Source organism: Rouxiella sp. S1S-2, from assembly GCF_009208105.1.
In the GTDB taxonomy this organism is placed as follows: Bacteria; Pseudomonadota; Gammaproteobacteria; order Enterobacterales; family Enterobacteriaceae; genus Rouxiella.
The window spans coordinates 2,188,997-2,211,670 of record NZ_WFKL01000001.1; the positions used below are offsets into that span (position 1 = coordinate 2,188,997).

At 50.5% G+C, this 22,674-nt stretch carries 20 protein-coding genes; 17 read left to right on the forward strand and 3 right to left on the reverse strand.

What is annotated here, in order from left to right:
• Positions 1-972, forward strand: a complete 972-nt coding sequence (locus tag GA565_RS10290; RefSeq protein ID WP_152198376.1) for a spore coat protein U domain-containing protein — start codon at positions 1-3, stop codon at positions 970-972.
• A 26-nt stretch (positions 973-998) separates the two neighbouring features.
• On the opposite strand, the gene GA565_RS10295 is transcribed toward GA565_RS10290, so the two are convergent.
• Together GA565_RS10295 and GA565_RS10300 are read right to left on the reverse strand one after the other, a co-directional pair.
• A complete protein-coding gene (locus GA565_RS10295) occupies positions 999-2,255 on the reverse strand; it encodes an MFS transporter (RefSeq protein ID WP_152198377.1) in 1,257 nt (418 codons plus the stop codon).
• A 67-nt stretch (positions 2,256-2,322) separates the two neighbouring features.
• Positions 2,323-3,630 (reverse strand): alpha-glucosidase/alpha-galactosidase, encoded by a 1,308-nt coding sequence (locus GA565_RS10300; RefSeq protein WP_152198378.1) that lies wholly within the window; start codon positions 3,628-3,630, stop codon positions 2,323-2,325.
• A gap of 200 nt (positions 3,631-3,830) precedes the next feature.
• Between GA565_RS10300 and GA565_RS10305 the strand changes: the two genes are divergently transcribed.
• From GA565_RS10305 to GA565_RS10355, 11 genes are all read left to right on the forward strand, one after another.
• Positions 3,831-4,670 carry an AraC family transcriptional regulator gene (locus GA565_RS10305; RefSeq protein WP_152198379.1) on the forward strand — a complete coding sequence of 280 codons (840 nt, stop codon included), beginning with the start codon at positions 3,831-3,833 and terminating at the stop codon, positions 4,668-4,670.
• A 196-nt stretch (positions 4,671-4,866) separates the two neighbouring features.
• Positions 4,867-5,877: an NADP-dependent oxidoreductase gene (locus GA565_RS10310; protein ID WP_226950941.1), complete on the forward strand. Its 1,011-nt coding sequence runs from the start codon at positions 4,867-4,869 to the stop codon at positions 5,875-5,877.
• Positions 5,878-6,087: 210 nt separating this feature from the next.
• The gene (gene hemA / locus GA565_RS10315; protein ID WP_152198381.1) at positions 6,088-7,293 is read left to right on the forward strand and encodes a 5-aminolevulinate synthase; all 1,206 of its coding nucleotides are present in this window, start codon (positions 6,088-6,090) and stop codon (positions 7,291-7,293) included.
• 10 nt (positions 7,294-7,303) lie between these two features.
• On the forward strand, positions 7,304-8,137 hold the full coding sequence (locus tag GA565_RS10320; protein WP_084982470.1) for a TauD/TfdA family dioxygenase: 834 nt from the start codon (positions 7,304-7,306) through the stop codon (positions 8,135-8,137).
• Positions 8,137-9,102, forward strand: coding sequence for a 3-oxoacyl-ACP synthase III family protein (locus tag GA565_RS10325; RefSeq protein ID WP_152198382.1), 966 nt, complete (start codon positions 8,137-8,139; stop codon positions 9,100-9,102). Before GA565_RS10320 ends, GA565_RS10325 begins: the two co-directional genes overlap by 1 nt.
• Entirely contained in the window at positions 9,099-10,262 is a 1,164-nt protein-coding gene (locus tag GA565_RS10330; protein ID WP_152198383.1) for an acetyl-CoA carboxylase biotin carboxylase subunit family protein, read from the forward strand. The genes GA565_RS10325 and GA565_RS10330 overlap by 4 nt, the downstream gene beginning before the upstream one ends.
• Before the next feature lie 48 nt (positions 10,263-10,310).
• The gene (locus GA565_RS10335; protein ID WP_152198384.1) at positions 10,311-12,179 is read left to right on the forward strand and encodes a phenylacetate--CoA ligase family protein; all 1,869 of its coding nucleotides are present in this window, start codon (positions 10,311-10,313) and stop codon (positions 12,177-12,179) included.
• Positions 12,176-13,381 carry an alanine--glyoxylate aminotransferase family protein gene (locus GA565_RS10340; protein ID WP_152198385.1) on the forward strand — a complete coding sequence of 402 codons (1,206 nt, stop codon included), beginning with the start codon at positions 12,176-12,178 and terminating at the stop codon, positions 13,379-13,381. Before GA565_RS10335 ends, GA565_RS10340 begins: the two co-directional genes overlap by 4 nt.
• Positions 13,374-14,582, forward strand: coding sequence for an MFS transporter (locus GA565_RS10345; RefSeq protein ID WP_152198386.1), 1,209 nt, complete (start codon positions 13,374-13,376; stop codon positions 14,580-14,582). Before GA565_RS10340 ends, GA565_RS10345 begins: the two co-directional genes overlap by 8 nt.
• Positions 14,583-14,867: 285 nt before the next feature.
• Positions 14,868-16,082 (forward strand): M20 aminoacylase family protein, encoded by a 1,215-nt coding sequence (locus tag GA565_RS10350; RefSeq protein ID WP_084982479.1) that lies wholly within the window; start codon positions 14,868-14,870, stop codon positions 16,080-16,082.
• Between the two features lie 86 nt (positions 16,083-16,168).
• On the forward strand, positions 16,169-17,548 hold the full coding sequence (locus GA565_RS10355) for an MFS transporter (RefSeq protein WP_152198387.1): 1,380 nt from the start codon (positions 16,169-16,171) through the stop codon (positions 17,546-17,548).
• A 182-nt stretch (positions 17,549-17,730) separates the two neighbouring features.
• Here the strand turns inward: GA565_RS10355 and GA565_RS10360 are convergent, their stop codons facing one another.
• Positions 17,731-18,144, reverse strand: coding sequence for a DoxX family protein (locus GA565_RS10360; protein ID WP_084982483.1), 414 nt, complete (start codon positions 18,142-18,144; stop codon positions 17,731-17,733).
• A 245-nt stretch (positions 18,145-18,389) separates the two neighbouring features.
• Here GA565_RS10360 and GA565_RS10365 point away from each other — a divergent pair, with 245 nt between their 5' ends.
• The 5 genes from GA565_RS10365 (at position 18,390) to GA565_RS10385 (ending at position 22,670) form a co-directional block, all read left to right on the forward strand.
• On the forward strand, positions 18,390-19,301 hold the full coding sequence (locus GA565_RS10365; RefSeq protein WP_226950942.1) for a LysR family transcriptional regulator: 912 nt from the start codon (positions 18,390-18,392) through the stop codon (positions 19,299-19,301).
• Between the two features lie 198 nt (positions 19,302-19,499).
• On the forward strand, positions 19,500-20,327 hold the full coding sequence (locus tag GA565_RS10370) for an ABC transporter substrate-binding protein (RefSeq protein WP_152198388.1): 828 nt from the start codon (positions 19,500-19,502) through the stop codon (positions 20,325-20,327).
• Between the two features lie 15 nt (positions 20,328-20,342).
• Complete coding sequence (locus GA565_RS10375; RefSeq protein WP_152198389.1) at positions 20,343-21,176, forward strand: amino acid ABC transporter ATP-binding protein; 834 nt, start codon at positions 20,343-20,345, stop codon at positions 21,174-21,176.
• The gene (locus GA565_RS10380; RefSeq protein WP_084982489.1) at positions 21,176-21,961 is read left to right on the forward strand and encodes an amino acid ABC transporter permease; all 786 of its coding nucleotides are present in this window, start codon (positions 21,176-21,178) and stop codon (positions 21,959-21,961) included. The genes GA565_RS10375 and GA565_RS10380 overlap by 1 nt, the downstream gene beginning before the upstream one ends.
• Positions 21,951-22,670 (forward strand): amino acid ABC transporter permease, encoded by a 720-nt coding sequence (locus GA565_RS10385; RefSeq protein ID WP_152198390.1) that lies wholly within the window; start codon positions 21,951-21,953, stop codon positions 22,668-22,670. The genes GA565_RS10380 and GA565_RS10385 overlap by 11 nt, the downstream gene beginning before the upstream one ends.
• The last annotated feature ends 4 nt before the right edge of the window (positions 22,671-22,674 follow it).

Genomic DNA, 22,674 nt, shown 5'->3' on the forward strand with positions numbered 1-22,674 from the left:
ATGCGGTTAAGAAATCTTTTTTTATTGGGCGTGTTAGGGCTCTGTCCCACTCTGAGCTATGCGATAACCTGCACCTTCAGCGGGGGTTCGAACGTTAATTTTGGCCCGGTTGCCCCGATGGTAGCGGCGACGAACAACACCTCGATGACCTTTAACTATTCTTGCACCAAAGGCGTGCTTGAAACGCTGGCCGGTGTGAACATGTGTGTCAATATTGGAGCCTCTACCAGCACCTCGCAGATTAATCCGCGCAGCATGGCGAAGACAGTCACGCCCGCAAGCAGCCTTAACTATCAGTTATATCAGGGGTCGGTAAACGGCACTGTGTGGGGGAGCCAATACGTCGCGGGCTCCTCGCCGGTTATTATCAACCTGGGTCTGCTGTCGGCGATTATTCCCACAACCGGAAGCCTGACCGTCTATGGACAGCTCATAACACCACAGACCACGGCCGCGCCAGGCAGCTATGCAGATAATTTTACGGCGATTAACGCCAGCGCGACGTATAATGTTGGACTATTAGTTCCCCCGGCGGGCTGTGGCACAACGGCAGGCCCCACCTTTAGTTTTATCGTGATGGCCACGATAACTAAACAGTGTAACGTCACGACCAATGGCAATATTAGTCTTGGCCCGGTCAATAATAGGGCTGTGAATACCACCTCCAGCAATACCCTCAGTGTGAACTGCACTAACACCACGCCTTATACCGTGGGCCTGTCGCCTTCAAATAACAGCACCGTAGGCAGCGGTGTGATGGTGGCGAGCGCGCCGAACACCGATCAGGTTGCTTATCAATTAAGCTCCACGCCGGGACCCAATGGCACGGTTTGGGGCAGCACCGCGCTGAACAGCGTTGCCGGCACGGGTACAGGTTCTGCAACCAGCTACACGGTTTATGCCACTGTCCCGAATGCCAATCATATTCCCGGCAATTATGCCGATACCGTGACCGTCAACGTGACTTATTGAATGCGCAAATTGGGTTTACCTCCAGGTTAATTTGCCGCGACCGGGCGTGAACCCTCCTGACTTATTACTGCCGTTTTACCGCTCAGGGCAAAGGCCGAAATGAAGGTGAACAGCAGGGCGATACAGCCAAGGATTAAATAAGAAGTTTTGAAACCGTAGCTGACATACATCAGACCTGCGGCATAAGACATGCCTATTGCCGACAACTGCTTGAAGAAGCAATAACCCCATAAATAAATCGACGCAGAAAGATTAACGTTAAACTGGGTGGTGATGTATTTGAATATGCCTACCAACAGGAACGGCACTTCAAACATATGCAGGGTTTTGAGGAAAATCACTGCGGTAACCGAATCTGCCTGCGACGAACCGATAATGCGTACTGACATAATCAATCCGGCAATCAGTAGGGCGTTTTTACCACCAATGCGGTTGATGATTAGCGGCGCAAAAAACATGATAAAGGCGTTTAAAAACTCACCCAGCGTGGTGACATAGCCGAACGCCTGTGTACCGGCATGCCTGTCGCTGAAAAACGAGGTGAAAAAGTTGGCAAACTGCTGGTCAAACACGTCGTACACGCAGGCAACCCCGACGATATACATCACCAGAAACCAAAATTTTCGCATTTTCAGCAGCCCTAACGCCGCTTTTAGCTTAATCGGTTTATGGTTCAACGCCAGCCCGTCCGCCACTGCGAGTGCATTATTTTTCTCAGGTTTAAATAGATAAAGCAGACCTGCTAATACCAGGGCAAAGCTCGATGCCAGCCAAAACGCGAACTGGTTATTAATGGTAAACATATAACCGACAATCGAGGCGCAAATCGCCCAGCCGATACACCCAAATAACCTGGCGCGGCCATACTCAAATTGACTGCGACGGCTGACCTTTTCAATGTAGGCTTCAATTGCAGGCGAACCCCCGCTGCACACCAAGCCAAGATAAATACCGCACAGCAACGCGCCCAATAAAAAGTTGCTTTGCAGCAGCGGTGAAAACACATAAATAAACAGCGGTGCCAGAAACAGCAGCAGAACAATGATCATCCACAGCAAATGTTTCTTTAAACCAAATTTGTCAGTCACGAAGCCAAAAACGGGCTGAAATACCAAGGCAAACAGCGCCATGCTGGCGAACACTAATCCGGTTTGTTGTTGGTCGAGCTGATTGACGTCGTGCAGCCAGATTGGAAAGAAGGGCAGCACTGCGCCCATGATAAAGAAGTAGAAAAAACAGAAAGCACCGAAGATCCAAAAATTCTTGTTTCTTAAATAAAACATGGCTCACCGTCCCAGATAGACGGCGCAGGTATCCCTGCGCCTTGTGTGTTTGGAGGAGGTTGGATAATTAGTGGTAGGCGGGAAGCCAGCTGCCGTGAGCCTCAATCAGTTCATCGCACAGCTTGCGAATATCATCGATCGAAAGTTCGGCAGAGGTATGTGGGTCCAGCAGTGCCGCATGGTAGATTGCATCGCGTTTGCGGGTGACGGCGGCCTCAATGGTCAACAGCTGCGTATTGATGTTGGTGCGGTTCAGCGCGGCCAGCTGTTCGGGCAAATTGCCCACGAAGCACGGGGAGATCCCTTGTCCATCGACCAGGCAGGGAACTTCAACGCAGGCCTCGCTAGGCAGATTAGTGATTAAACCGGTATTGAGCACGTTGCCACCAATTTTATACGGCCTGTCGGTTTCGATGGCTTCGATGATATAAGAGGCATACTCATGGCTGCGGGTGTGGGTCAGGCTGTCGTCGTGAGTCAGCGCCAACTTCTGTTGCTGCCATTTTTCAATCTGCTCAATGCATCGACGAGGATATTCATCCAGAGGAATGTTAAAACGATCAATGAGTTCTGGATAATTACGCTTGATCCAGTAAGGCATATATTCGGCATTATGCTCAGAGGATTCAGTCACGTAATAGCCGAAGGTTTTCATAATTTCATGACGCACCATGTCATCATGTTTGCCCTGTAGCGCATTGGCGCGACGTTTTATTTCTGGGTACAGGTCCTCACCGTGGCGGCGAATGTCCAGTAGCCACGCCATATGATTGATGCCAGCAATGTGGAACTGCACGTCATCGGTAGGCATATCGACACTTTGCAGCAGCGTTTGAGCACAGACCTGAACGCTGTGACACAGTCCCACCGTTTTTACGCCGGTATGACGCAGCATGGCGCCGGTAAGTGCCGCCATCGGGTTGGTATAATTCAACAGCCAAGCGTCCGGGCACACGGCTTCGATATCACGAGCGAAATCAAACATCACCGGCAGGGTACGCAGCGCGCGAAAGATGCCGCCAATGCCGAGAGTATCGGCAATGGTTTGCTGCAGGCCGTATTTTTTGGCAAGGGTGAAATCGGTGATGGTGCACGGGTCGTAGCCACCGACCTGAATGGCATTCACCACATAATTGGCATTTTTCAATGCCGCAAGGCGATTTTCGACGCCAAGGTAGGGCGTTATCTTTGCCCGACCTGCGTTAGTATTGCGGTTTATATTGCTTAACATTGCTAAAGATTCATTGAGTCGTGCGCTATCAATATCATAAAGCGCAATATCAACTTCTTTCAGTGACGGCGTCGCCATAATATCGCCGAGTACGTTTTTCGCGAAGATGGTACTGCCTGCGCCCATAAAAGTGACTTTAATCATGCTATTTCTCCATTGCTGCCGTTTTCGATAAGCTGAAATTACCCTGCAACCTGCGGCTGAGATATAGACGAATGTGACCTTGTTATGGCGAAAAATGACGCACGATGAAAACTGTGAGCAAGATCCTAATCTGTTAGTCTTACGGCCACACAACCTCAACTACACTGGTACTGTAGGAAAAAAAATAGAGGCTGTGACTGATGCATAAGAGTTTTACTCTGAGCCGCACCGACAATATCGAGTTAAATCTGTACCAGTATGGCGAGGAAAATTGCGAGAAATGCCACCGCTTTGGTCCCGCGGTGCGTCAGCATTATCTATTCCATTATGTGATTAGTGGTACCGGTGTTTTGCACAGCGATTACGGTTCATTTCCCGTCGCGGCGGGCGAGGGATTTTTGATCCATCCGCATGACGTCACTACCTACTGCGCCGACAAACACGACCCCTGGCATTACATGTGGCTGGAGGTGGACGGGCTGATTGCCAACAAGATTTTTGAAGAATGCCGCCTCAGTCGCCAATTCCCCATTTATCGGCCCCATCAGCCTGAAGAAAATCCCAATGCCGAACACTTTTTGCGGCAAATAGTCACCCACGGTGATGAGCATCGCCTGAAGGTGCTCGGCCTGTGTTATCTGTTTTTCTCGGCGCTCATCGGTAATATGCAGCAGGAGACCGCCGAACAGCATAATGACAAGGCGCAGCATCTGCGAAAAGCAGTCAAACAGATTGAAAACCGCTATCACGAAAACCTCACCATTGAGAGCCTGTCTGCCCACTGCAATATTAACCGCAGCTATTTGTGCCGACTGTTCAAGGGAAAATACGGTATTGGGCCCAAAGAGTATTTGCTCAATTTCCGCATGAGTATCGCCATCAGCCTGCTGTGTAATGAACACACAGCGGTGAAAGTGGTGGGCATTTCGGTGGGATATGAAAACCAGCTTCATTTCTCAAAAGCCTTCAAACAGGTGCACGGCGTGTCACCGACGCAGTGGCGTCAGGCGTACTTCTCATCGACGATAAACGGCCACTAACTCACCTCTCAATTGTTATTTTCACTCAAGCGTGCCAGCGGGAATCAAGCCAGAACAGCCTGTTGCCAGGCTAAAGACCCGGACAAACGCAGGCTTATGCTAATAACTTAAGAATTATTGCTTAATCCGCATTTAACTCCTCACCCAACCGATACTACAGTTACCTTTCGTGTTAATGATTAACAGGGTAGTTAATGTGAGCAGTGATAACTTTATAAATCAGCATAATATTTTGGTTCATCAAATTTCCAGGCCCCACGGCGAGCCTCTCGCAGAGAATTTTCGCTTTGTTGAGCAGCCTCTGGAATCCTTGGGAGAAGGGGCTGCCTGGGTTGAAAACGTCCATTTCTCTGTCGATCCTTATATGCGGGAATGTATGGACGGCGACTGGGAATTAAACGAACCATTAGAGGGCAGAACGATTGGGCGAGTGATACGCTCGAATGCGCCAGCACTGCATCCAGGCGATTGGGTATTACACCGCAAAGGTTGGCGGACCTATGCACAGGTGACGCCGGAAGAAGGTCGCGTCATTGCCCCCGTTGCGGGCGTGCCGTTACGTGCATGGCTCAGTCTGCTAGGAGGTACGGGACTTACCGCTTGGGTGGCATTGACCAAAATTGCCCGTTTGCAGCCCGGTGAGTCACTGTATGTCTCCTCGGCGGCAGGCGGGGTGGGTTCGGCAGCGGCGCAGTTTGCGGCTCTGCTTGGTGCAAAACGCATTGTTGGTAGCACACGCAATGCTGAAAAATCCAAAATTCTGACTGAGAGACTCGGTTATACCGATGCGTTTGTCTATGAATCTGGCAAGGTAAGCGCTCAGTTACGTGATGTCATTCCTGAAGGCATCGATGTTTATCTGGACAATGTGGGCGGTGAACAGCTAGAGGCTGCTATTGCTGCATTTAAAGATTTTGGGCGCGCGGCGCTTATCGGCGCAGTCGCGCAATATAGTGCGTTAACGCCGCCCGTTGCCCCTTATAATCTGTTTGATATTGTGGGTAAGAGCTTAACTCTGCAAGGCTTCCTGGTGCGCGACTATAAAAATTTACAGGACGAGCTGGAGGAATTCATTATTCCTCATATTCAAAGTGGAAGAGTGGTGCCAGAAGACACAGTGACCCACGGTTTTAATAATATTGTAGACGCTTTTCTTTCCATGCTAAAAGGTGGAAACCTTGGTAAGGCGATCGTCAGTATAGAGTAATAATATAAATAGGTAAGAAAACAGCGCAATTTATATTGCGCTGTTTTCGCTTGTCTGCAATTAGCCATTTATTCTTATGGTTATTATCTTTTGTGGTAATTAATAATACTTATCCATTAAACTTATTTAAATAAATTTAACTTAAGGTTTATTGTCGAGCTGTTAAGGGTGTGCTTTATCAATGATTGTATTTTATAGCAGAGGTGAGTTATGTCGATAATAGAGGTAGAGAATAAAGATATTTATAATGATACTTTTTTCCATACGTTGCAGCATTTGAAATCTACGGAAGCATATCGTCACTTCCTTGAGTTCTCTCGCAGCGCCGGCCATTTTCCTCTGGCCGATTATCAGAATGAAAAGATTGAAGTCTGGTGCAGTAACGACTATCTGGGAATGGGGCAGGATCAGCAAGTTATTAATGATTTCAAGGCTTCACTGAGCCGGTATGGTGCGGGTTCTGGGGGGTCACGTAATATCTCGGGGAACACCCTGGCGCACGTAGCTCTGGAAAAGAGATTGGCCGATCTTTATCAGCGAGAGAGTGCTCTGGTTTTTAATAATGGATATTTAGCCAATACGGAAAGTTTAGGTGTTCTGGTCGGGCTATTTGATAACATTAAGGTTTACTCCGATGAACTGAATCACCGCTCTATTATTGAGGGGCTTAAAAAGAGTAAGGTCGAGAAGTATATATTCAAACATAATGATTTAAAACATCTAGAGATTGGGCTTTCTCTTGAGCCTTTTGAACGGCCTAAGATTATTGTGTTTGAGTCTATTTATTCCATGGACGGTGATTTCGCACCCGTCGAAGAGATTGTACGCTTGGCCAAGAAATATAATGCCTTAACCTTTATCGATGAAACACATTCTTTCGGCGTATTAGGTGAGCGCGGATTAGGATTAATTGAAGCGCTGCAGGTTAGAGATATTGACTTTATTCAGGGTGGGTTTGGTAAGGCTATAGGCACCACGGGCGGGTTTATTGTCGGCGACAGAGATGCGGTTGACTGCATCCGCAGCCTTGCTCCCGGTTTTATCTTCACTACATCACTGCCACCGGCATTACTGGAGGCTACGCTGACCAGCATCAATAAGGTAGTAGCCGCCCCCGGCAGGCGAAAGAAATTATTTCTAAACGTGCGCCATTTGAAAGCGGCACTGCGTCGGCACCAGATTGATTTTATTGATGCAGAAAGCCATATCCTGCCCATTATTATTCCTGGATTAGCCAGAATAAAAGCCGTCTCCGATAAGCTTCTCAAGCAGTTTAAAATTTATGTGCAACCCATTAATTATCCTTCCGTACCGCGCGGACAAGAGCGTTTTCGCGTGACCGTGACGCCGGATCATTCACTTGAGCAGATAGAGCGTTTTGCCTCCGCCTTAAAAAGCGCACTCGATCTTTCCTGAGGAATTAAAAATGAGAATTGAAAAAGTTAGCAATTATATCGGTGCAGAAATTCATGATGTTTCTATTCGCGATATTCGTGTACCTGAAGTTCGCGACCGCGTACTGCATGCATTACACGAAAATGAACTGCTTATTTTTAAAGGGCTCGATATTTCCCCTGGGGAACAGGTTGAACTGGCACGTGTAATCGGGGAACCAGTACCCTTTGTAATGAGTCAATATCGTCACCCTGAACACCCGGAGATAATGATCTCCTCCAATGAGGTGGTTAACGGTAAGGCTTACGGTGTGCCGAGAGTGGGTAATTTCTGGCATCAGGATTCGTCTTATACCGATAATCCGACGACCTACACGCTGTTGCACGGTATAAATATTCCGCAATGGAGCGGGGACACGCTTTTTTCCAGCGCGGGGAATGTTTATGACAGGCTCTCACCGCATTGGAAAGACAAAATTGCCGGACGTGATGCGGTTCATACGGTCAGGAAACGTTTTAAAATCCGCCCGGAGCACGCCGGATATTCTATTACCGAATTAATGAAAAAGGCCGATGAACTCCATCCTCCCGTCACTCATCCACTGGTGAAAATCGATCCCTATACCAAACTACCGTATTTATACGGTGCTAAAGACTATCTCGACTACGTTATTGGTTTTGATGCCAATGAAAACCAGGAGTTTCTCAATTTAGTCGAAGCGTTAGTCACCGATCCTGGTCATGGCTATCGACATAAGTGGACTAAGGGCGACCTGCTGCTGTGGAAAACCGAGACGGCCTACCATGCAGTGACCGACGTCGAAGATAATCAGTCAAGAACAGTTCACCGAGTGGCGGTGAAATAATGACGCGCGCAGGCATTACCGCGTTTGAAACTGTCATCCCGCCGGGCAACGTGTCCCGGCAGGATATTGCACGGCTGTCGGGTGTGGACGCTAAAGAGCTGGAGGAAATTCTTCCTGCTCCCTTTCTCTCTGTATTCGACACCGACAAAAGCGATTGGGAGTATGCGACCGAGGCTGCGCGGAAGGTGCTGGAGCAGGGGAATGTGGCTGCATCGCAGCTGGACTGGATTATCTACTGCGGCTCCGGCGTGTGGGATAAGCCTTTTTGGTCTCCCGCCGCCAAAGTCGCAGAACAGTTAGGTGCGACTCAGGCGCACTGTTTTGAAGTCGTTAACTTCTGTAATGCGGGGGCAACGGGTATTGCCATTGCTACCGGCTGGGTTAATGCCAATCCCGAGAAAACGGCGCTGGTGATTATCTGCGATCGGTTAAGTGGTTTGATAGACCATGCTGACTCCGCATCTCGTGCCTTGTTTAATTTTGGCGATAGCGCGACGGCGCTGCTGGTTGGCGTCGAACGTCCTTTGCTTACTCTGTCGGCCTGCGATATGCAGACTGACCCGACATGGTGCGATATGTATCAGGGGGAGTATCGCCAGGGGCGGGTGCTTGCGCGTAAAAACTATACCCGTAAAGGCCTGCTGCAGGTGTATGTGGAGATGCTCAGCCAATTACTTGACCGCAGCCTGTCGAAAACGGGTCTGAATTTGCTCGATATTAGATTTTTGCTCATTAATCAGGGCGATATCAATGTCCATAACGCCTTGCTTACGCGACTGGCATTGCCCAGTGAGCGCAGTGTATTTAACTATCATGCCAACGGTCATCTGGGCGGCGGTGATAACTGGATAGCGCTGCGCCAACTGCTGAAAACGCAACGATTGCAAAAGGGCGACATGCTGGCGATGGCTACCAGTGCGATGGGATTCAGCTGGGGAATTTCCCTGTTTGAGGTGACTCGATGAAAATACTGATTTTGCACCAGGCCCCTTTCAAAAAGATGCGCTATGACCATGTCATCGATCACCAGCAGCATCAGGTCACCTATATCGGATTAGCGAAGCATCTGAGTGACCTGCCTGAGGCGTTGCGTTATCAAAAAATAGTGCTCCCGCCCGCGGCGGAAAAGAATCTGGTGTCTGAAGTGCTGGCTCGGGTGAGTCCAAGTGATGACTACTCCTCACTGCTTGCCCTGTCGGAATATGGCATCCTTGAGGCTTGTCATATTCGCGCAGAACTGGGGCTGGCCGGACCGTCCTATGAGCAAATCGAAGTGGTTCGAGACAAGGTAAAAATGAAGCAGCGGATTGCTGCTCGGGGCACACTGCGTTACCCGCGTTTTATTGATGCTCCAGAGCAAGTTATCCAGGGAGGCTGGAGGGGGAAAACAATCAGTAAGCCACGTGACGGTGCGTCGAGTCAGGGGATCACCCTGCATGAAAGCTTTGCGGCAGCGGTGGAGTATGTTGAGGATAAAACGGGATGGAACAACTACGAGCTTGAAGAGTTTATCGATGCACCGCTTTATCATTTTGACGGCGTGGTTATCGCAGGGGAGGTTCAGCACCTGCTGGCCAGTCGCTACATCAATTCACCGTTGAAGTACCTCGCCGGTGTGCCAGTGGGATCTTTCCAGGTGGTGCTAAACGATACGTTTCGCCGGTTCATCGATGAAGTGATTGCCGCACTTGGAATAGTGCGCGGTTGCTTTCACATCGAGGCATTTTACGATGGAGAAACATGCATATTTCTTGAGGCTGCCAATCGCCTCGGCGGTGCCCGTATCGTAGAGACCCACCGCTCAAGAACCGGCGTGCATCTGCCTTCGGTGGAAATAAGCGATTACCTTGCACTGCCTTTGCCTCGTCAACAGCCGGCTTCAACGCACTATTTTGGATTTTTGCTCTATCCAGCTCATCACTCGCTCGACGCGCAAATGCTGAATATCCCTGAGGGAATATTGAGCAGCCCTCATCTGGTCAGTTTTCAACGTACAGGCGCACAGGCCGATATTCTTACCTATAACGAAGACCTTCTGCCTCTGTCACTGATTGCTCGCGCAGAGACGCCACACCAATTACAACTCTTCCTGCAGCGATGTTTAACGGAAATTTCGACTCACTGAGTTCACCGAAAAACACAATTTATCCAATAACTTTAGCAGGGTGACATCATGCAATTTTTGACCGATCGTATTATCACACTGGCGGCGCTGTTTGACGATTTACAACAACACGCCGAGTGGGCGGATCCCCTCCCCGCCAGGCAGGCTGAGCAGATCAGGGCGCTGCTGGATGCAACGGCGTTAGAGCAGGTGGTGCAGATAAGGCTAGGAAATGTGCATGCACTTCCGTGGGTCTACTATCCCTACACCAACGAGGTAACCGAATTGTTGCCGCTCGGGTCTGTAACCTTGAAAAGCGCCAGTCTGGAAGGTGAGGTGCGCGGAGTGCTGCTCGCGTGGCTGACCGGTAATCAGGTCTCTCTGGACAGCGGCTTTGAACCATTTTGGCAGCAAATCATTGAAAGAGCATCTCGACTGAAGACGTTTGCGCCGTTCAATCTTGCGCTGACCCATGCGCCGCAAGACTCTGCGCCGGTTATTTTTATTCCCGAACAGACCCACGCCAGCGTGCAGGGGAAAGCTGGGATCCGCTATCAGGTTGCTCCGGGAGCCAGCGCGCCTTATGCACTGTCGGTGGATTTACTGGATGCCTGGAGCGCACCGCTGATTGTAAAAGTGCATCACGCAGGCGTTTCCCTAAGCGAAGCTCGCCGTCAATTAAGTCCCGACGAACGTCGCCAGCGGCTCGACAGTCGGCTGCGTTTCCTACTCTATAAGACCCAACGGCTACCTCATTACCAGCAGGTTGCACAGCCGCAAACAGTGGCAGAGCTGCACCAATTGCCGGTGTTGACCAAGCAGGCGCTGGAACAGGGCTCGCCGCCGTATGGTAGAGCAATGGCGTCTCAGGCACCGCCTTCCGGTGAGGTGCTAGTGTCAGGGTCTAGCGGCGGCAAGACGCGCTATATTCCTTACTCGCGTGATGACTGGCAAAACATGATCCATGAAGCGGTACAAACCCTTTATGACATCGGACTGGCGGCGGGTGACCGAGTGGTTAACACGCTTTACGGCGGCCATATGTATGGTGGCATGCTGACCTCTTCTCAGGAGCTGGCGCTGATGCCGGTGGAGGCCTACACAGTAGGTCAGAATATTACGCCACAAGAGTTGGTTTACTTACATCAGACGTTTGATATCAATACTATTATTGGCATCCCCAGCCTGCTCGATACGCTGCTTTCGCAGGCAAAACAAATCGACCCACAGTTCCGCATTGAAAAAGTCATTTATGGTGGGGCGCTATGGCCTGAACACCGTAAAGAAGGGTTAATCGAGACGCTGGGTATTAAGACGTTTCACAGTATTCTGGCGGCCAATGACGGTGCGCAGATTGGTTACCAGTCTCCGCCATTGCAGGGCGTCGAGCATTATCTGGTTGATGATTATAACTATGTTGAAATAGCTGATGACCACGGAAATCCCGTGGCCGACGGCGAGCGTGGGCATATTTTACTGACCAATTGGCAAAAATTTGAATATCCTCTTATTCGCTACAAAATCGGTGACGTTGGGCGCATTGTCCCGCAGCGGGATGGCGGTCGAGTACTCGAGTTTTTGGGGCGTAGCGATGGTCTAATCATTCTAAATGGTCGTAAAGCGCTTTATTATCAACAGGTTGCTGATGTGTTGTCTGAGGCTGGTATTGGTCAGCTGCAGCTGACCATTAGTCAAAAGGGGCATCAGGAAACGTTGCAGGTAAGCATTGAGGCTCCCCAGCCGTTGGATACACAGGCGCTTGAGCAAAATTTGCAGGCAGCCTTACCCTCCCTGCGCCCGGGTGACGGCGTGTCAATCGAGCTGCTGGATTTTCGCGTCAGGGTCGTGCAGGTCGAACAACTTGCGCGTCATCCGGTCAGCGGAAAAATTCGTTTGGTAGAGGACCTGCGTTTTTCTCGTCCCGAGGAGGTCGCATGATCCCTGCAAAAAAATTCCCAGCGTTGGGGAGCAGTTTTTTTCCTCATGAAACCTTGTTGATGGGGGCGGGGCCCGTTCCACAACCCCCGTCCGTAAGACAGGCGAATACGCACATTGCCAGCCACCTCGGAGAAAGGATGGATGGGGTAGTTGAGCAACTTAAGGCGATGGCGCGCTATGCCTTTCAGACGATTACCCCTTGGGTTTTTGGCCTTTCCGGGCCCGGCTCCGCGGCGGCGGAAATGGCAATCGGTAATCTGGTTCATCGCGGCTCACGTGTGCTGGCAATTAGCTCCGGGCATTTTGGTTTGCGCATGTTCGAGATGGCACAACGGCATAAAGCCTCGGTGATACTTTTTGAATTCGACGGCAAGGATGCGTTCCCGTTGGACAGGCTTCGCGCACTGCTTGAACAGCAAGATTTTGACGTGGTCACGCTGGTTCACGGCGAAACATCGTCTACGACTCTCAATCCCGAGCTGTCTTCAATTGCTGCGCTGTGTAAGAAGCACCGCGCGCTGGTGGTGGTTGACACGGTGTGCACGCTCGGAACAACCGAAGTATTGATGGATAACTGGCAGTTGGACGTGGTGTTCTGCGGTGGGCAAAAGGGGCTGTCGTCGATCCCCGGAGTGTCGCTGATTGCCTTCTCGCCCGAGGCGTGGGAGAGCGTGGTTCAGCGCAACTTTATCCCGACTCAGTGGTGCTATGACGCATTGCTGGCGAAGGAGTTCTGGCATCACCATCGATATCACTACACCGCACCGGTGAACGGTATTTTTGCTCTGCATGAGGCGCTGCGGCTTCTAAACGAAGAGACGCTTCCTCTGCGTATTGAGCGCCATCGGCGGAGTTCGCAGGGGGTACAAAAGGCAATCGTGAAATTTGGACTGACGTTGGCGGCACCGGTTGCAACTCGGCTGGATGCGGTGGTTGGATTTCATCTGCCGCTTTGGCTCTCTTCAGCGGCGTTAATCGACCATCTGCTGCAGCAGCACCATGTTGAAATTTCTGCCTCTTTTGGATCTCCGCTACTACGTATTGGACAAATGGGTGAGCAATGCCGTCCTGCAAACGTACTCCGCCTGGTCAATGCGCTTGGCGAATCCCTTGAAGCATTGGGGCATCCTGTTGATCTGGCGGGGGCTATTGATGCGGTATGGGCACAGTTTGGTCACAAGGAGTTGTTGCAATATGATTAGAAATTCTTTTTTAAGACCGCTGTTTATCCTGGATTTTATTTTACATTTTAGCCGGGCGCTGACCTTCACCTTTTTCCCGATTTATCTCTCTCATACGCTGGGCTTTAATCCGCTACTGACAGGCTACGCGCTGGGTGGCAGTTTGGTGATCGCCACGCTGGCGGGAGTCTATTGCGGCATCTTGGTCGACAGATTTACCCCCTTGCGCGCGCTGCTGTTGGCTATTTTGATCTCTGTACTGGTCTATGCCGTGCTGCCTGCTTCTCGCCAATTTACTCAGGTGTTTATTCTGCTGGTCATTATTGAGGTGGCCTTCACGACGATGCACCTTTCGGTCAAGTCACTTTTGACTGGTTTATTGCCCGCTGAACAGCGCAGCGCGGCGTATTCTATAAGTTATACGCTCATTAATATTGCCTTTTGCAGTGCGCCGATTCTGGGCATCACCATCAGCCAGTTTGCCGTTCGTGCACCGATGTGGCTTTCGGGAGGATTGAGTTTCATTTCGTTGCTGATCCTCCTGATGTTCTATCGTCGCTATCATGCGCATCTGCGGGTAGTTCGTCCGCAACGCGGTCCTAAAACCGGCCTGAAGCAGACTTTTAAAGTGTTGGCGACGGATAATCGGCTGCAACTTTTTATGCTCGGAGGCCTGTTTAGCGCATTGGTATATGCGCGATTCGCCACTTATTTATCGCAGTATTTAGGGTATGTGGTCAGTGAGTCGGAGGCGCTAAGGTTGATTACGCTGATCGTGAGCATTAATGCCGCGACCGTTATTATGCTGCAATACGTAATAGGGAAAAGAATAACCCATAAGAATATGGTGTTCAGCGTAATGATTGGCAGCGGTTTGTTGATATGCGGTTTGTTGTTTTATCAGGTATCGGAGCTGACTATATTCTGGATTATCGCCACCGTGTTGTTTTCTCTGGGTGAGGTGATTATTGTTCCCTCCGAATTTCTGTTTATCGACGCGATTGCCAGAGACGATATGAAAGGCGCTTACTTTGGCGTACAGAATATTTCGATGTTAGGCGGAGGCGCGAACGCAATACTGTTTGGCTATTTACTTGATAGCCATCTCGCTCGGCCCTCGGCGATATTCTATTTCCTTATGCTATTTGCCGTGTTGGGATGCGCACTTTACCTCATCGGGATCCGCCAAAAACGGGCCGTCACCGCAGTGGATAAGTTGTGAGGACAAAGAGTGCGTAATTTGGCGTCCTGTTATTTTATGTTTATTTTAATTCGTTCTCCATTTTGTGCTCAAATTCACTGTTTGTTTATCTTAATTTCTTAATAGATTATCGATATAATGGATATGGCGACGAATTGACTTAATTTTTTTGAAAGTTCTGGTTTGTAAAATACTTTTATGGGTAAAGTAATCACATTCGCAAAATGGGGTAGTAAACCCTGAGTGTTATTGATAAGAGCCGTTATTCTTTTTGAGTAAACGCTCAATTTATCCTTAAGGAAAAACATGAAATTCATTGATGAAACTCTTGAAAACGTTGCGCCTCAAATTATTCCCTTAATTGCCAGCTATCTTCCTGAATTGATTTCCATTCGCCATGATATTCATCAACACCCAGAAATTGGTTTTGAAGAGGTGAGAACCTCGGCAATTGTAGCCGAAAAGCTGGCATCATGGGGAATAGAGGTCATTCGTGGTTATGGTGGCACGGGGGTTATTGGCAGGCTTCGGGGCAAGCATACCGATAATAAACGCACAGTGGGACTGCGTGCCGATATGGATGCGTTACCCATGCACGAAGACACAGGATTACCGTTTTCCTCGGTTTACCCCGGCAAGTTTCACGGCTGTGGTCACGATGCGCACACCACCATTCTGCTTGGCGCGGCCCGTTATCTTGCCCAGACACGTGATTTTTCTGGTACGGTCATTTTTGTCTTTCAGCCGGCGGAGGAGGGGCTGGGTGGCGCAAGAGCCATGATTGCCGATGGTCTGTTCCGCGATTTTCCGATGGATGAAATTTACGGCCTGCACAACGCGCCAGCGGCCTATTCACAACCTAATTTGCTTCGCGTTTCTGCTGGGGTGTCATTGGCGGGGGCCGATTTCTTCGACATTCGCCTAAAGGGCAAAGGTGCCCACGCCGCGCACCCCGATGCTGCTTATGATCCTATTCCCGCCGTAGGCGCGCTGATTCAGGCACTGCAAACCATAGTCAGTCGCAATATTTCTCCCTCAGATCCTACCGTGGTGTCAATTACGCGCATTGAGGCAGGTTCTGCCTACAACGTTATCCCCGAAAGTGCAGTTCTTTCTGGCACCGTACGGGCATTTTCTGACAGCGTTCGTGAGGCAATACGTAAGCGTATTCGTGAAATTTCGTCTAATACCGCGGCGGCTCACAACCTCACGGCCGAGGTCGATATTCGAGACGTTTTCTCTGTGCTGAGCAATGATGCAGAGGCTGCGGAATTTGTCAGTGAAGTAGGGCGTGAAGTGTTGGGAAATAGCCGCGTGTCGAACATCTCAAAACCGAGCATGGGCAGTGAAGATTTTGCCGATATGCTCAAGCATGCGCCGGGCGCTTTCTTTACGCTGGGCCATAGCGGAGAGAAGCCGGTGCATAATCCGGGATTCATCATCGACGATGCTATTTTGCCCGTGGGCGCAACGTTGTTTGCAAGACTGATTGAAAAAAGGCTTGTTCCGCTGACGCGTTGACCGCCGTTGCTTCTCTGGCGTCATTTGAAGGGGTCACTATACAGACTGATGTTTCTCATGCGATTGGCAAAATTTGACATTAATTTATGAAAAACGTGCTTGAAGATGGACTTCCTAACCCACAGCGATTGGGGGCTATTTTGACCCTGGCGCTGGGTATTACCGTGCCGGTATTAGACAGTTCGCTGGCCAATGTGGCGCTACCCACCATTGCTCGCGACTTCAATGCCAGTGCCGCGTCATCGATATGGATAGTCAATGCTTATCAGCTCGCTATCACCGTGTCATTGCTGTCGCTCGCTTCACTGGGGGAAATCTTTGGCTATAAACGGGTTTATCAGATTGGGCTACTGGTCTTTAGTTTTACGTCGCTGGGCTGCGCAATGTCAGATTCACTGCTCTCGCTTACCGTCGCCAGAATCTTACAAGGCTTTGGAGCGGCTGCCATTCTGAGTGTCAATATGGCAATGATTAAAATCATCTACCCGAAAAAACTGCTGGCGCGTGGAATAGCGACTGGCGCTATTATCGTTTCTGTATCGGCCTCTGCAGGCCCTACCGTGGCGGGGATCATACTCTCAATCGCTTCCTGGCCTTGGCTATTTGCCATTAACTTGCCAATTGGAATAATTGCACTGTGTATGGGGTTCAAATATTTGCCGGAAAATCCGCTTAAAAACCCTGGGCGACGGTTTGATTTTATTAGCAGCCTGCTGAATGCGCTAACGTTTGGTTTATTTATTAGTGCTATCAGCGGCTATGCTCAGGGGGTTAATCATCATTTGATATTTGCTGAGGTAGTCAGCTTAATTATTATCGGTGGGTTTTATATTCGTCGAGAACTCTCCCGTCCGCTGCCTCTTTTACCGCTAGATTTACTGCGTATTCCTATTTTTAGCTTGTCCCTGTGCACGTCAATGTGTTCTTTTGCCGCCTATACGCTGGCGTTTGTTTCTCTGCCGTTTTTCTTGCAGAACTCCCTGCGCCTGGATGCCGGTTCTACCGGGTTATTAATGACCGCTTGGCCATTGGCGACGATGTTGATGGCGCCTTTTTCTGGCCGTTTGGTGGGGCGCTATCATTCTGGCGTGCTGGGTGGAATAGGCTTGCTTATATTTTCTTGCGGCCTGTTTGCTTTAGCGCTGCTGCCACCAGACCCTGCACATTTAAATATTGTTTGGCGCATGCTCTTGTGCGGCGCAGGTTTTGGTTTATTCCAGTCTCCCAACAACCACACCATCGTTTCATCTGCGCCGAGCAACAGGAGCGGGGGAGCCAGCGGGCTGTTAGGCACGGCGCGCGTACTGGGGCAAACTGTGGGTGCAGCACTGGTTGCACTGATGTTTAACCTGTTTTTAACCCATGGAACTTACGCCTCTCTCATGCTGGCAGGTACATTGGCGGTAAGCGCGGCGATCATTAGCATAACGCGTGTGATGCAAAAACCGGCGTTGGCAAACATTTGAGAGCAGGGCGACGGGAATTAATCTTGCGGTATCGATACGATAAAACGCCGCATTGAGGAATGAAAAAAGGCCCTGAATGTGGCATTCATGGCCTTTAAGCGTTGTCGAATGTTGTGTGAAACATCACTCAAAACGTCATAACGTCCACCCATCCACAAACAACAGAATCAACGTATTCCAATCTATTTGCGGTCAAGGGAATATTTTCCCGGGCCAATAAGCGCCAGCAAAATTAAGCCGCCGACAATCGCCACATTCTTGTAAAAGTTAATCTCATTCGCATAATGCGCTGCGCCAGTCATGGTCCAGAAAGGGTGACCAATTAACGCTGTGACCACCGTATAGGCGGCCATAATCAGCGCCAGTGGTCGGGTGTAAAAACCCAAGATTAGGGCAATACCGACAAAAAACTCGAGCACGACCGCCACAATGGCCGATAACGTTGGAAACGGGGAGCCGGTTGAACTCATATAAGTGATTGTCCCACTGAATCCGACCAGTTTTTCATAGCCGAAAATAACAAATAAAAGCATCAGCAGTATGCGCGTGACGAGCAGTGTGGCATCACTGTATTTGGCAATGGAAAAATAGCGCATTTTATATTCCTGTTTATTTAAGCAATTGATTTAATGCGATCAAGTGTCATCGTTTTTCTCAGGCCTTAAAACAAAGACTTAAGACTTTCTCAACACGACTTTCAAACTTGTTCTTAGATTCGGTAACTGAGCGCCGACAATGATGCTAAATGCCTCGCTGCGGACTCGGCGCTGAACGCACTTTAACTCCTTCGTTAATGGGCATAAACTGCATAAATGGATAACATATTCCCAAAAATGGCATAATGATGAGATTCGATCCGGCAGACATGGTGTTGTTTACCTACGTGGTTGAGGAAGGAAGCTTTTCAGGGGCCGCCGAACGTCTTGATATTCCAAATTCAACGGTGTCGAGGCGTATTTCCACGCTGGAGAATCAGCTCGGTGAAAGGTTGCTGATAAGGACTACGCGCAAGATGGTCATCACCGAATACGGGAAGGCTGTCCTGCGTCATGCGCAGCAAATTTCAGCCGAAATGGAAGCCATGCTGGCCCTCACCGAGCACCGGCAGGCAAAGCCTTCCGGGCAGTTACGCATATCTCTGCCCGGCGATTTCTCTCAAAATATGATTGGTGCACTGTTAGCGGACTTTATCGAGAGGTATCCAGACGTGACGCTGGATATCGATTCCTCTCAGCAGCGCGTGGATATTATTGGTGAAAGTTATGATGTCGCGTTGCGGATGGGCGACCTGCAAAACGATTCAACGCTGGTGGCCAGGCAGCTAAGCACCTTTCGAGTGGCGCTCTATGCGGCTCCTTCATTTATCAAAAAGCATGGGACTATTCACCATCCCGAGGAGTTAATGGCGCGCGCCGTACTGAGACTGCGCACCCGCGTAGGAGAAATAGCGCCCTGGAAACTCACTCAAGGCAGAGAGTCTTGGGAGGGAAGCCCGCCGGTGCGTGCAGTCGCCAACTCACCGAACGTGTTAATTAATCTGGCGCGTCTTGGCGCGGGGATAACCAGCGTAACGACACATTTTGCCCATCCTTTTCTGGCGAGTGGAGAATTGGTTAGAGTACTTGAGGATTGGGAATGTCCGGGCGTGCCGGTTTGGGCCGTTTTCCCCGGAAGACGCTTAATGCCATCACGGACCCGCGTTTTCATCGACAATCTGGTGGCCAGTTTTGAGAAATTTACCTCAACGTATTGAGTTGATATTTTTTAGAAGGTTAATTCTTTGTTAATAAGTTTTGCTTATATAGCATGCAGCTATTGATATGAGTTTTTGTTCGTAGTGCAGTTTTATAGCCTGTGTAATCCTCTGCTTTACAAGATAAAAATGCCCGCTGGCGCAGGGTCTGCGGTTAACAATTTCTGCCAATTTGGCGGTGTCTTATAAGGAAAATACATGGCTATTAACGCACGTTCTTTGTCCTCCCTTTCCGCGCTGACGCTGCTGGTACTGAGCGGTGTCACCACCTTCGCCGCCCATGCTGACCAATTGGCGGATATTAAAAAAGCGGGTGTTATCAACGTAGCTACCTTTGACTCAAATCCGCCGTTCGGTTCAGTCGATGCTAAAACTCATGACATTGTGGGCTACGATGTAGACTTCGCTAAAGCGCTTGCCAAATCCCTTGGCGTGAAGCTCAAATTGGTGCCGACCAATCCTGCTAACCGTATTCCACTGCTGCAGTCTGGCAAGGCTGACATTATCGTTGCCGATATTACTATCACGCCAGAACGTGCCAAAGTGGTGGACTTCTCGGTACCTTATTTCGTGACCGGTCAGCAATTTTTGGTCCCGGCAGCTTCACCTGACAAACTGGATGCTTACGCTACGGCGCGCATCGGTGTAGTGAAGGGCACCACCGGCGAACAGGAGTTGCATACCCGCTTCCCTCAGTCGCGCGTGTTAGCGTATGACGATATTCCGCTGGCGCTTTCTGCCCTCCGTAGCGGCAACGTACAGGCCATCACTCAGGACAGCACCATTTTGGCCGGTTTGCTCGATGGTGCGCCGGACAAAGCAAAATACAAAGTATTGCCTGAATTGTTGAGCAAAGAAGAGATCGGCGTGGGTGTTAAAAAAGGTGAAACCAGCCTGCTGAAAGCGGTAAACGATGAGTTGCTGAGTCTGGAAAAAACGGGTGAAGCCACCAAAATTTATAATGTCTGGTTTGGACCACAAACTAAATCACCCCAACCGCGTTTGTTTAAGATCGAAGCAAAATAATCAGGCAGGCAGCTAATGCAGCAACCTTCTTCAACAACCGCAGACTCGTCTGCGGTTTTTTCGTATCCACAGCCTGACGGCAAACCGCTCGCGGTTGAGTTTCGTCAGGTCAGTAAATCGTTTGGCCCGCATCAGGTGATCCGCAATGTCGATTTGCGCGTTACCGCCGGTGAAGTGGTCGCGGTGTGTGGCCCGTCTGGTTCGGGGAAATCCACGCTGATCCGTATGATTAATCATCTTGAGACGCTGACCAGCGGCGAGATCCTGGTTCACACTCAGCCGACATCTGGGCTGAGCGGCAAAGCGCTGCGTGAATTACGCACCCACATCGGTTTCGTATTTCAGCAGTTCAATCTCTATGCCCATCTTGATGCGCTGGACAACGTTAGTCTGGCGCTGGTGAAAGTACACGGCTGGAAGCCGGTACAGGCGCGCCAAAAGGCCAGCGAACTGCTGGAGCGCGTAGGGCTGGCGGACCGTGCACATCACTTTCCTTCGCAGCTTTCCGGTGGTCAGCAGCAGCGGGTGGCGATCGCCCGAGCGCTGGTGACCGACCCGAAAATTATCCTTTTTGATGAGCCGACCTCGGCACTTGACCCAGAGATGATCGGCGAAGTCCTGCAGGTGATGCAAGCGCTGGCGCACAGTGGCATCACCATGATTGTGGTCACCCACGAGATGAGTTTTGCTCGTGAGATTGCTGATCGTGTCGTGTTTATGGACGGCGGGGAAATTCTCGAGCAGGCGGATCCGGAGAGTTTTTTCACCCGTCCGGTGCACCCACGTGCACAGCGTTTCTTGCAAAAAGTCTTGTTCCCATTACAGGCGGCAACCGGGAGGGAGCTTTGATGACGTGGCATCTGGATTGGGCCGGGGTATTAACCGGTCAGCCGCTGCAGTGGATCATCTCCGGCTTTCTCACCACGCTTTACGTGACCATTGCGGGCAGCGCACTGGCGACTTTACTGACGCTGTTGCTGCTGGCGCTGCGTTTAGCACCGGGGCGCGTTGGGCGCAGTGTGGTGGCGGTGTATGTTTCTATTTTTCGCAATACCCCCTTGCTGGTGCAGCTGTTGTTCTGGTACTTCGCCGCTTACGGCGCGCTGCCGCAGGGGCTGAGATTATACATCGGCGACGTGCATCTTTGGGCAGTTCTACCGGTTAATGTTTCATGGCTGACGCCAGAATTTCTCTGCGCCGGCTGGGGGCTGGCGCTATTTAGCGCGGCATTTTTGCTCGAAGAGGTACAGGCCGGACTCAATTCAGTGCCTCACGGGCAGACCGAAGCGGCGATGTCTCAGGGGTTTAGCCGCTGGGCGATGCTGCGCCACGTGTTGTTGCCGCAGGGGCTGATTAACGCCTGGCAGCCGATAGCCGGGCAGTATCTCAATCTAATGAAGCTCTCGTCGCTGGCGACAGGTATTGGTTTCTCTGAACTCACCTACCAGATTAGCCAGATTGAGAGCTACAACGCCCATGCACTGGAAGGGTTTGCCGTCGGCACCGTGCTCTATCTGCTGCTCGGTTTGGTGATGGGTTGGCTAATGATGGCGCTCGGCCCACGTCGGCCAAATAAGCGCCAGCCGCTACTGTTGGCTGCGGTGAAAGCGCAGGGAGAAGGTCATGGCGTTTGATTATTCGGTACTGCACGACAATTTCACCTATCTGCTGTGGGGGAGAGTGGCCGACGGCGATCCGGGCGGCGTATTGCTGACGCTGATTATGGCGATATCTGCGGGTGCTCTTTCGCTGGTTTTGGGCGTTGCGATGGCCGCACTGGCGTGGCGGTTTGGCGGCTGGACGCGGCGTGCGCTATTTATCTGGGCTGACTTTATTCGCGGTATTCCGCTTATTTTTGTTATTTTTTGGCTCTACTTCCTGATGCCGGTGGTGTTTGGCAGCGCCATCCCCGGTACGCTGACGGTGATATTAGCGCTGGCGTGGTTCACCTCAGCAGCGGTGATGCATTCGACGCTGTCCGGACTAGAGTCTTTGCCTGCCGGACAGAGCGAGGCGGGATTAGCGTCGGGCTTCAGCCAGTGGCAGATACTGCGGGTATTGCTATTACCGCAGGCCTTGTCGAACCTATTGCCATCCTATCTTGGGTTGCTGATTTCGCTGCTAAAAGACACCTCACTTGCGTTTATCGTCAATGTCCCAGAGCTGACCACCGTTGCCGGCCAGGTCAATAACCGCGTGCAAATCTATCCGGCAGAGATTTTCCTATTCATTGGGCTTATCTATTACCTGCTGTGCGCTACGCTGGCGGCAGTTGCCGGGAAATGGATGAACAAAAAAACGAAGGCGCAGCAGCCCGATATTACGCGCGTTCAGGGAATTTAAGGCC

What these genes read in the sequence shown, in the direction of transcription:
- GA565_RS10330 (WP_152198383.1), top strand. Translation starts at nt 9,099, where the DNA reads ATGAAAATACTGATTTTGCACCAGGCCCCTTTCAAAAAGATGCGCTAT.
- GA565_RS10370 (WP_152198388.1), top strand. Translation starts at nt 19,500, where the DNA reads ATGGCTATTAACGCACGTTCTTTGTCCTCCCTTTCCGCGCTGACGCTG.
- GA565_RS10385 (WP_152198390.1), top strand. Translation starts at nt 21,951, where the DNA reads ATGGCGTTTGATTATTCGGTACTGCACGACAATTTCACCTATCTGCTG.
- GA565_RS10365 (WP_226950942.1), top strand. Translation starts at nt 18,390, where the DNA reads ATGATGAGATTCGATCCGGCAGACATGGTGTTGTTTACCTACGTGGTT.
- GA565_RS10345 (WP_152198386.1), top strand. Translation starts at nt 13,374, where the DNA reads ATGATTAGAAATTCTTTTTTAAGACCGCTGTTTATCCTGGATTTTATT.
- GA565_RS10305 (WP_152198379.1), top strand. Translation starts at nt 3,831, where the DNA reads ATGCATAAGAGTTTTACTCTGAGCCGCACCGACAATATCGAGTTAAAT.
- GA565_RS10340 (WP_152198385.1), top strand. Translation starts at nt 12,176, where the DNA reads ATGATCCCTGCAAAAAAATTCCCAGCGTTGGGGAGCAGTTTTTTTCCT.
- GA565_RS10300 (WP_152198378.1), bottom strand. Translation starts at nt 3,630, where the DNA reads ATGATTAAAGTCACTTTTATGGGCGCAGGCAGTACCATCTTCGCGAAA.
- GA565_RS10380 (WP_084982489.1), top strand. Translation starts at nt 21,176, where the DNA reads ATGACGTGGCATCTGGATTGGGCCGGGGTATTAACCGGTCAGCCGCTG.
- GA565_RS10290 (WP_152198376.1), top strand. Translation starts at nt 1, where the DNA reads ATGCGGTTAAGAAATCTTTTTTTATTGGGCGTGTTAGGGCTCTGTCCC.
- GA565_RS10295 (WP_152198377.1), bottom strand. Translation starts at nt 2,255, where the DNA reads ATGTTTTATTTAAGAAACAAGAATTTTTGGATCTTCGGTGCTTTCTGT.
- GA565_RS10350 (WP_084982479.1), top strand. Translation starts at nt 14,868, where the DNA reads ATGAAATTCATTGATGAAACTCTTGAAAACGTTGCGCCTCAAATTATT.
- GA565_RS10375 (WP_152198389.1), top strand. Translation starts at nt 20,343, where the DNA reads ATGCAGCAACCTTCTTCAACAACCGCAGACTCGTCTGCGGTTTTTTCG.
- GA565_RS10335 (WP_152198384.1), top strand. Translation starts at nt 10,311, where the DNA reads ATGCAATTTTTGACCGATCGTATTATCACACTGGCGGCGCTGTTTGAC.
- hemA (WP_152198381.1), top strand. Translation starts at nt 6,088, where the DNA reads ATGTCGATAATAGAGGTAGAGAATAAAGATATTTATAATGATACTTTT.
- GA565_RS10320 (WP_084982470.1), top strand. Translation starts at nt 7,304, where the DNA reads ATGAGAATTGAAAAAGTTAGCAATTATATCGGTGCAGAAATTCATGAT.
- GA565_RS10355 (WP_152198387.1), top strand. Translation starts at nt 16,169, where the DNA reads ATGAAAAACGTGCTTGAAGATGGACTTCCTAACCCACAGCGATTGGGG.
- GA565_RS10360 (WP_084982483.1), bottom strand. Translation starts at nt 18,144, where the DNA reads ATGCGCTATTTTTCCATTGCCAAATACAGTGATGCCACACTGCTCGTC.
- GA565_RS10325 (WP_152198382.1), top strand. Translation starts at nt 8,137, where the DNA reads ATGACGCGCGCAGGCATTACCGCGTTTGAAACTGTCATCCCGCCGGGC.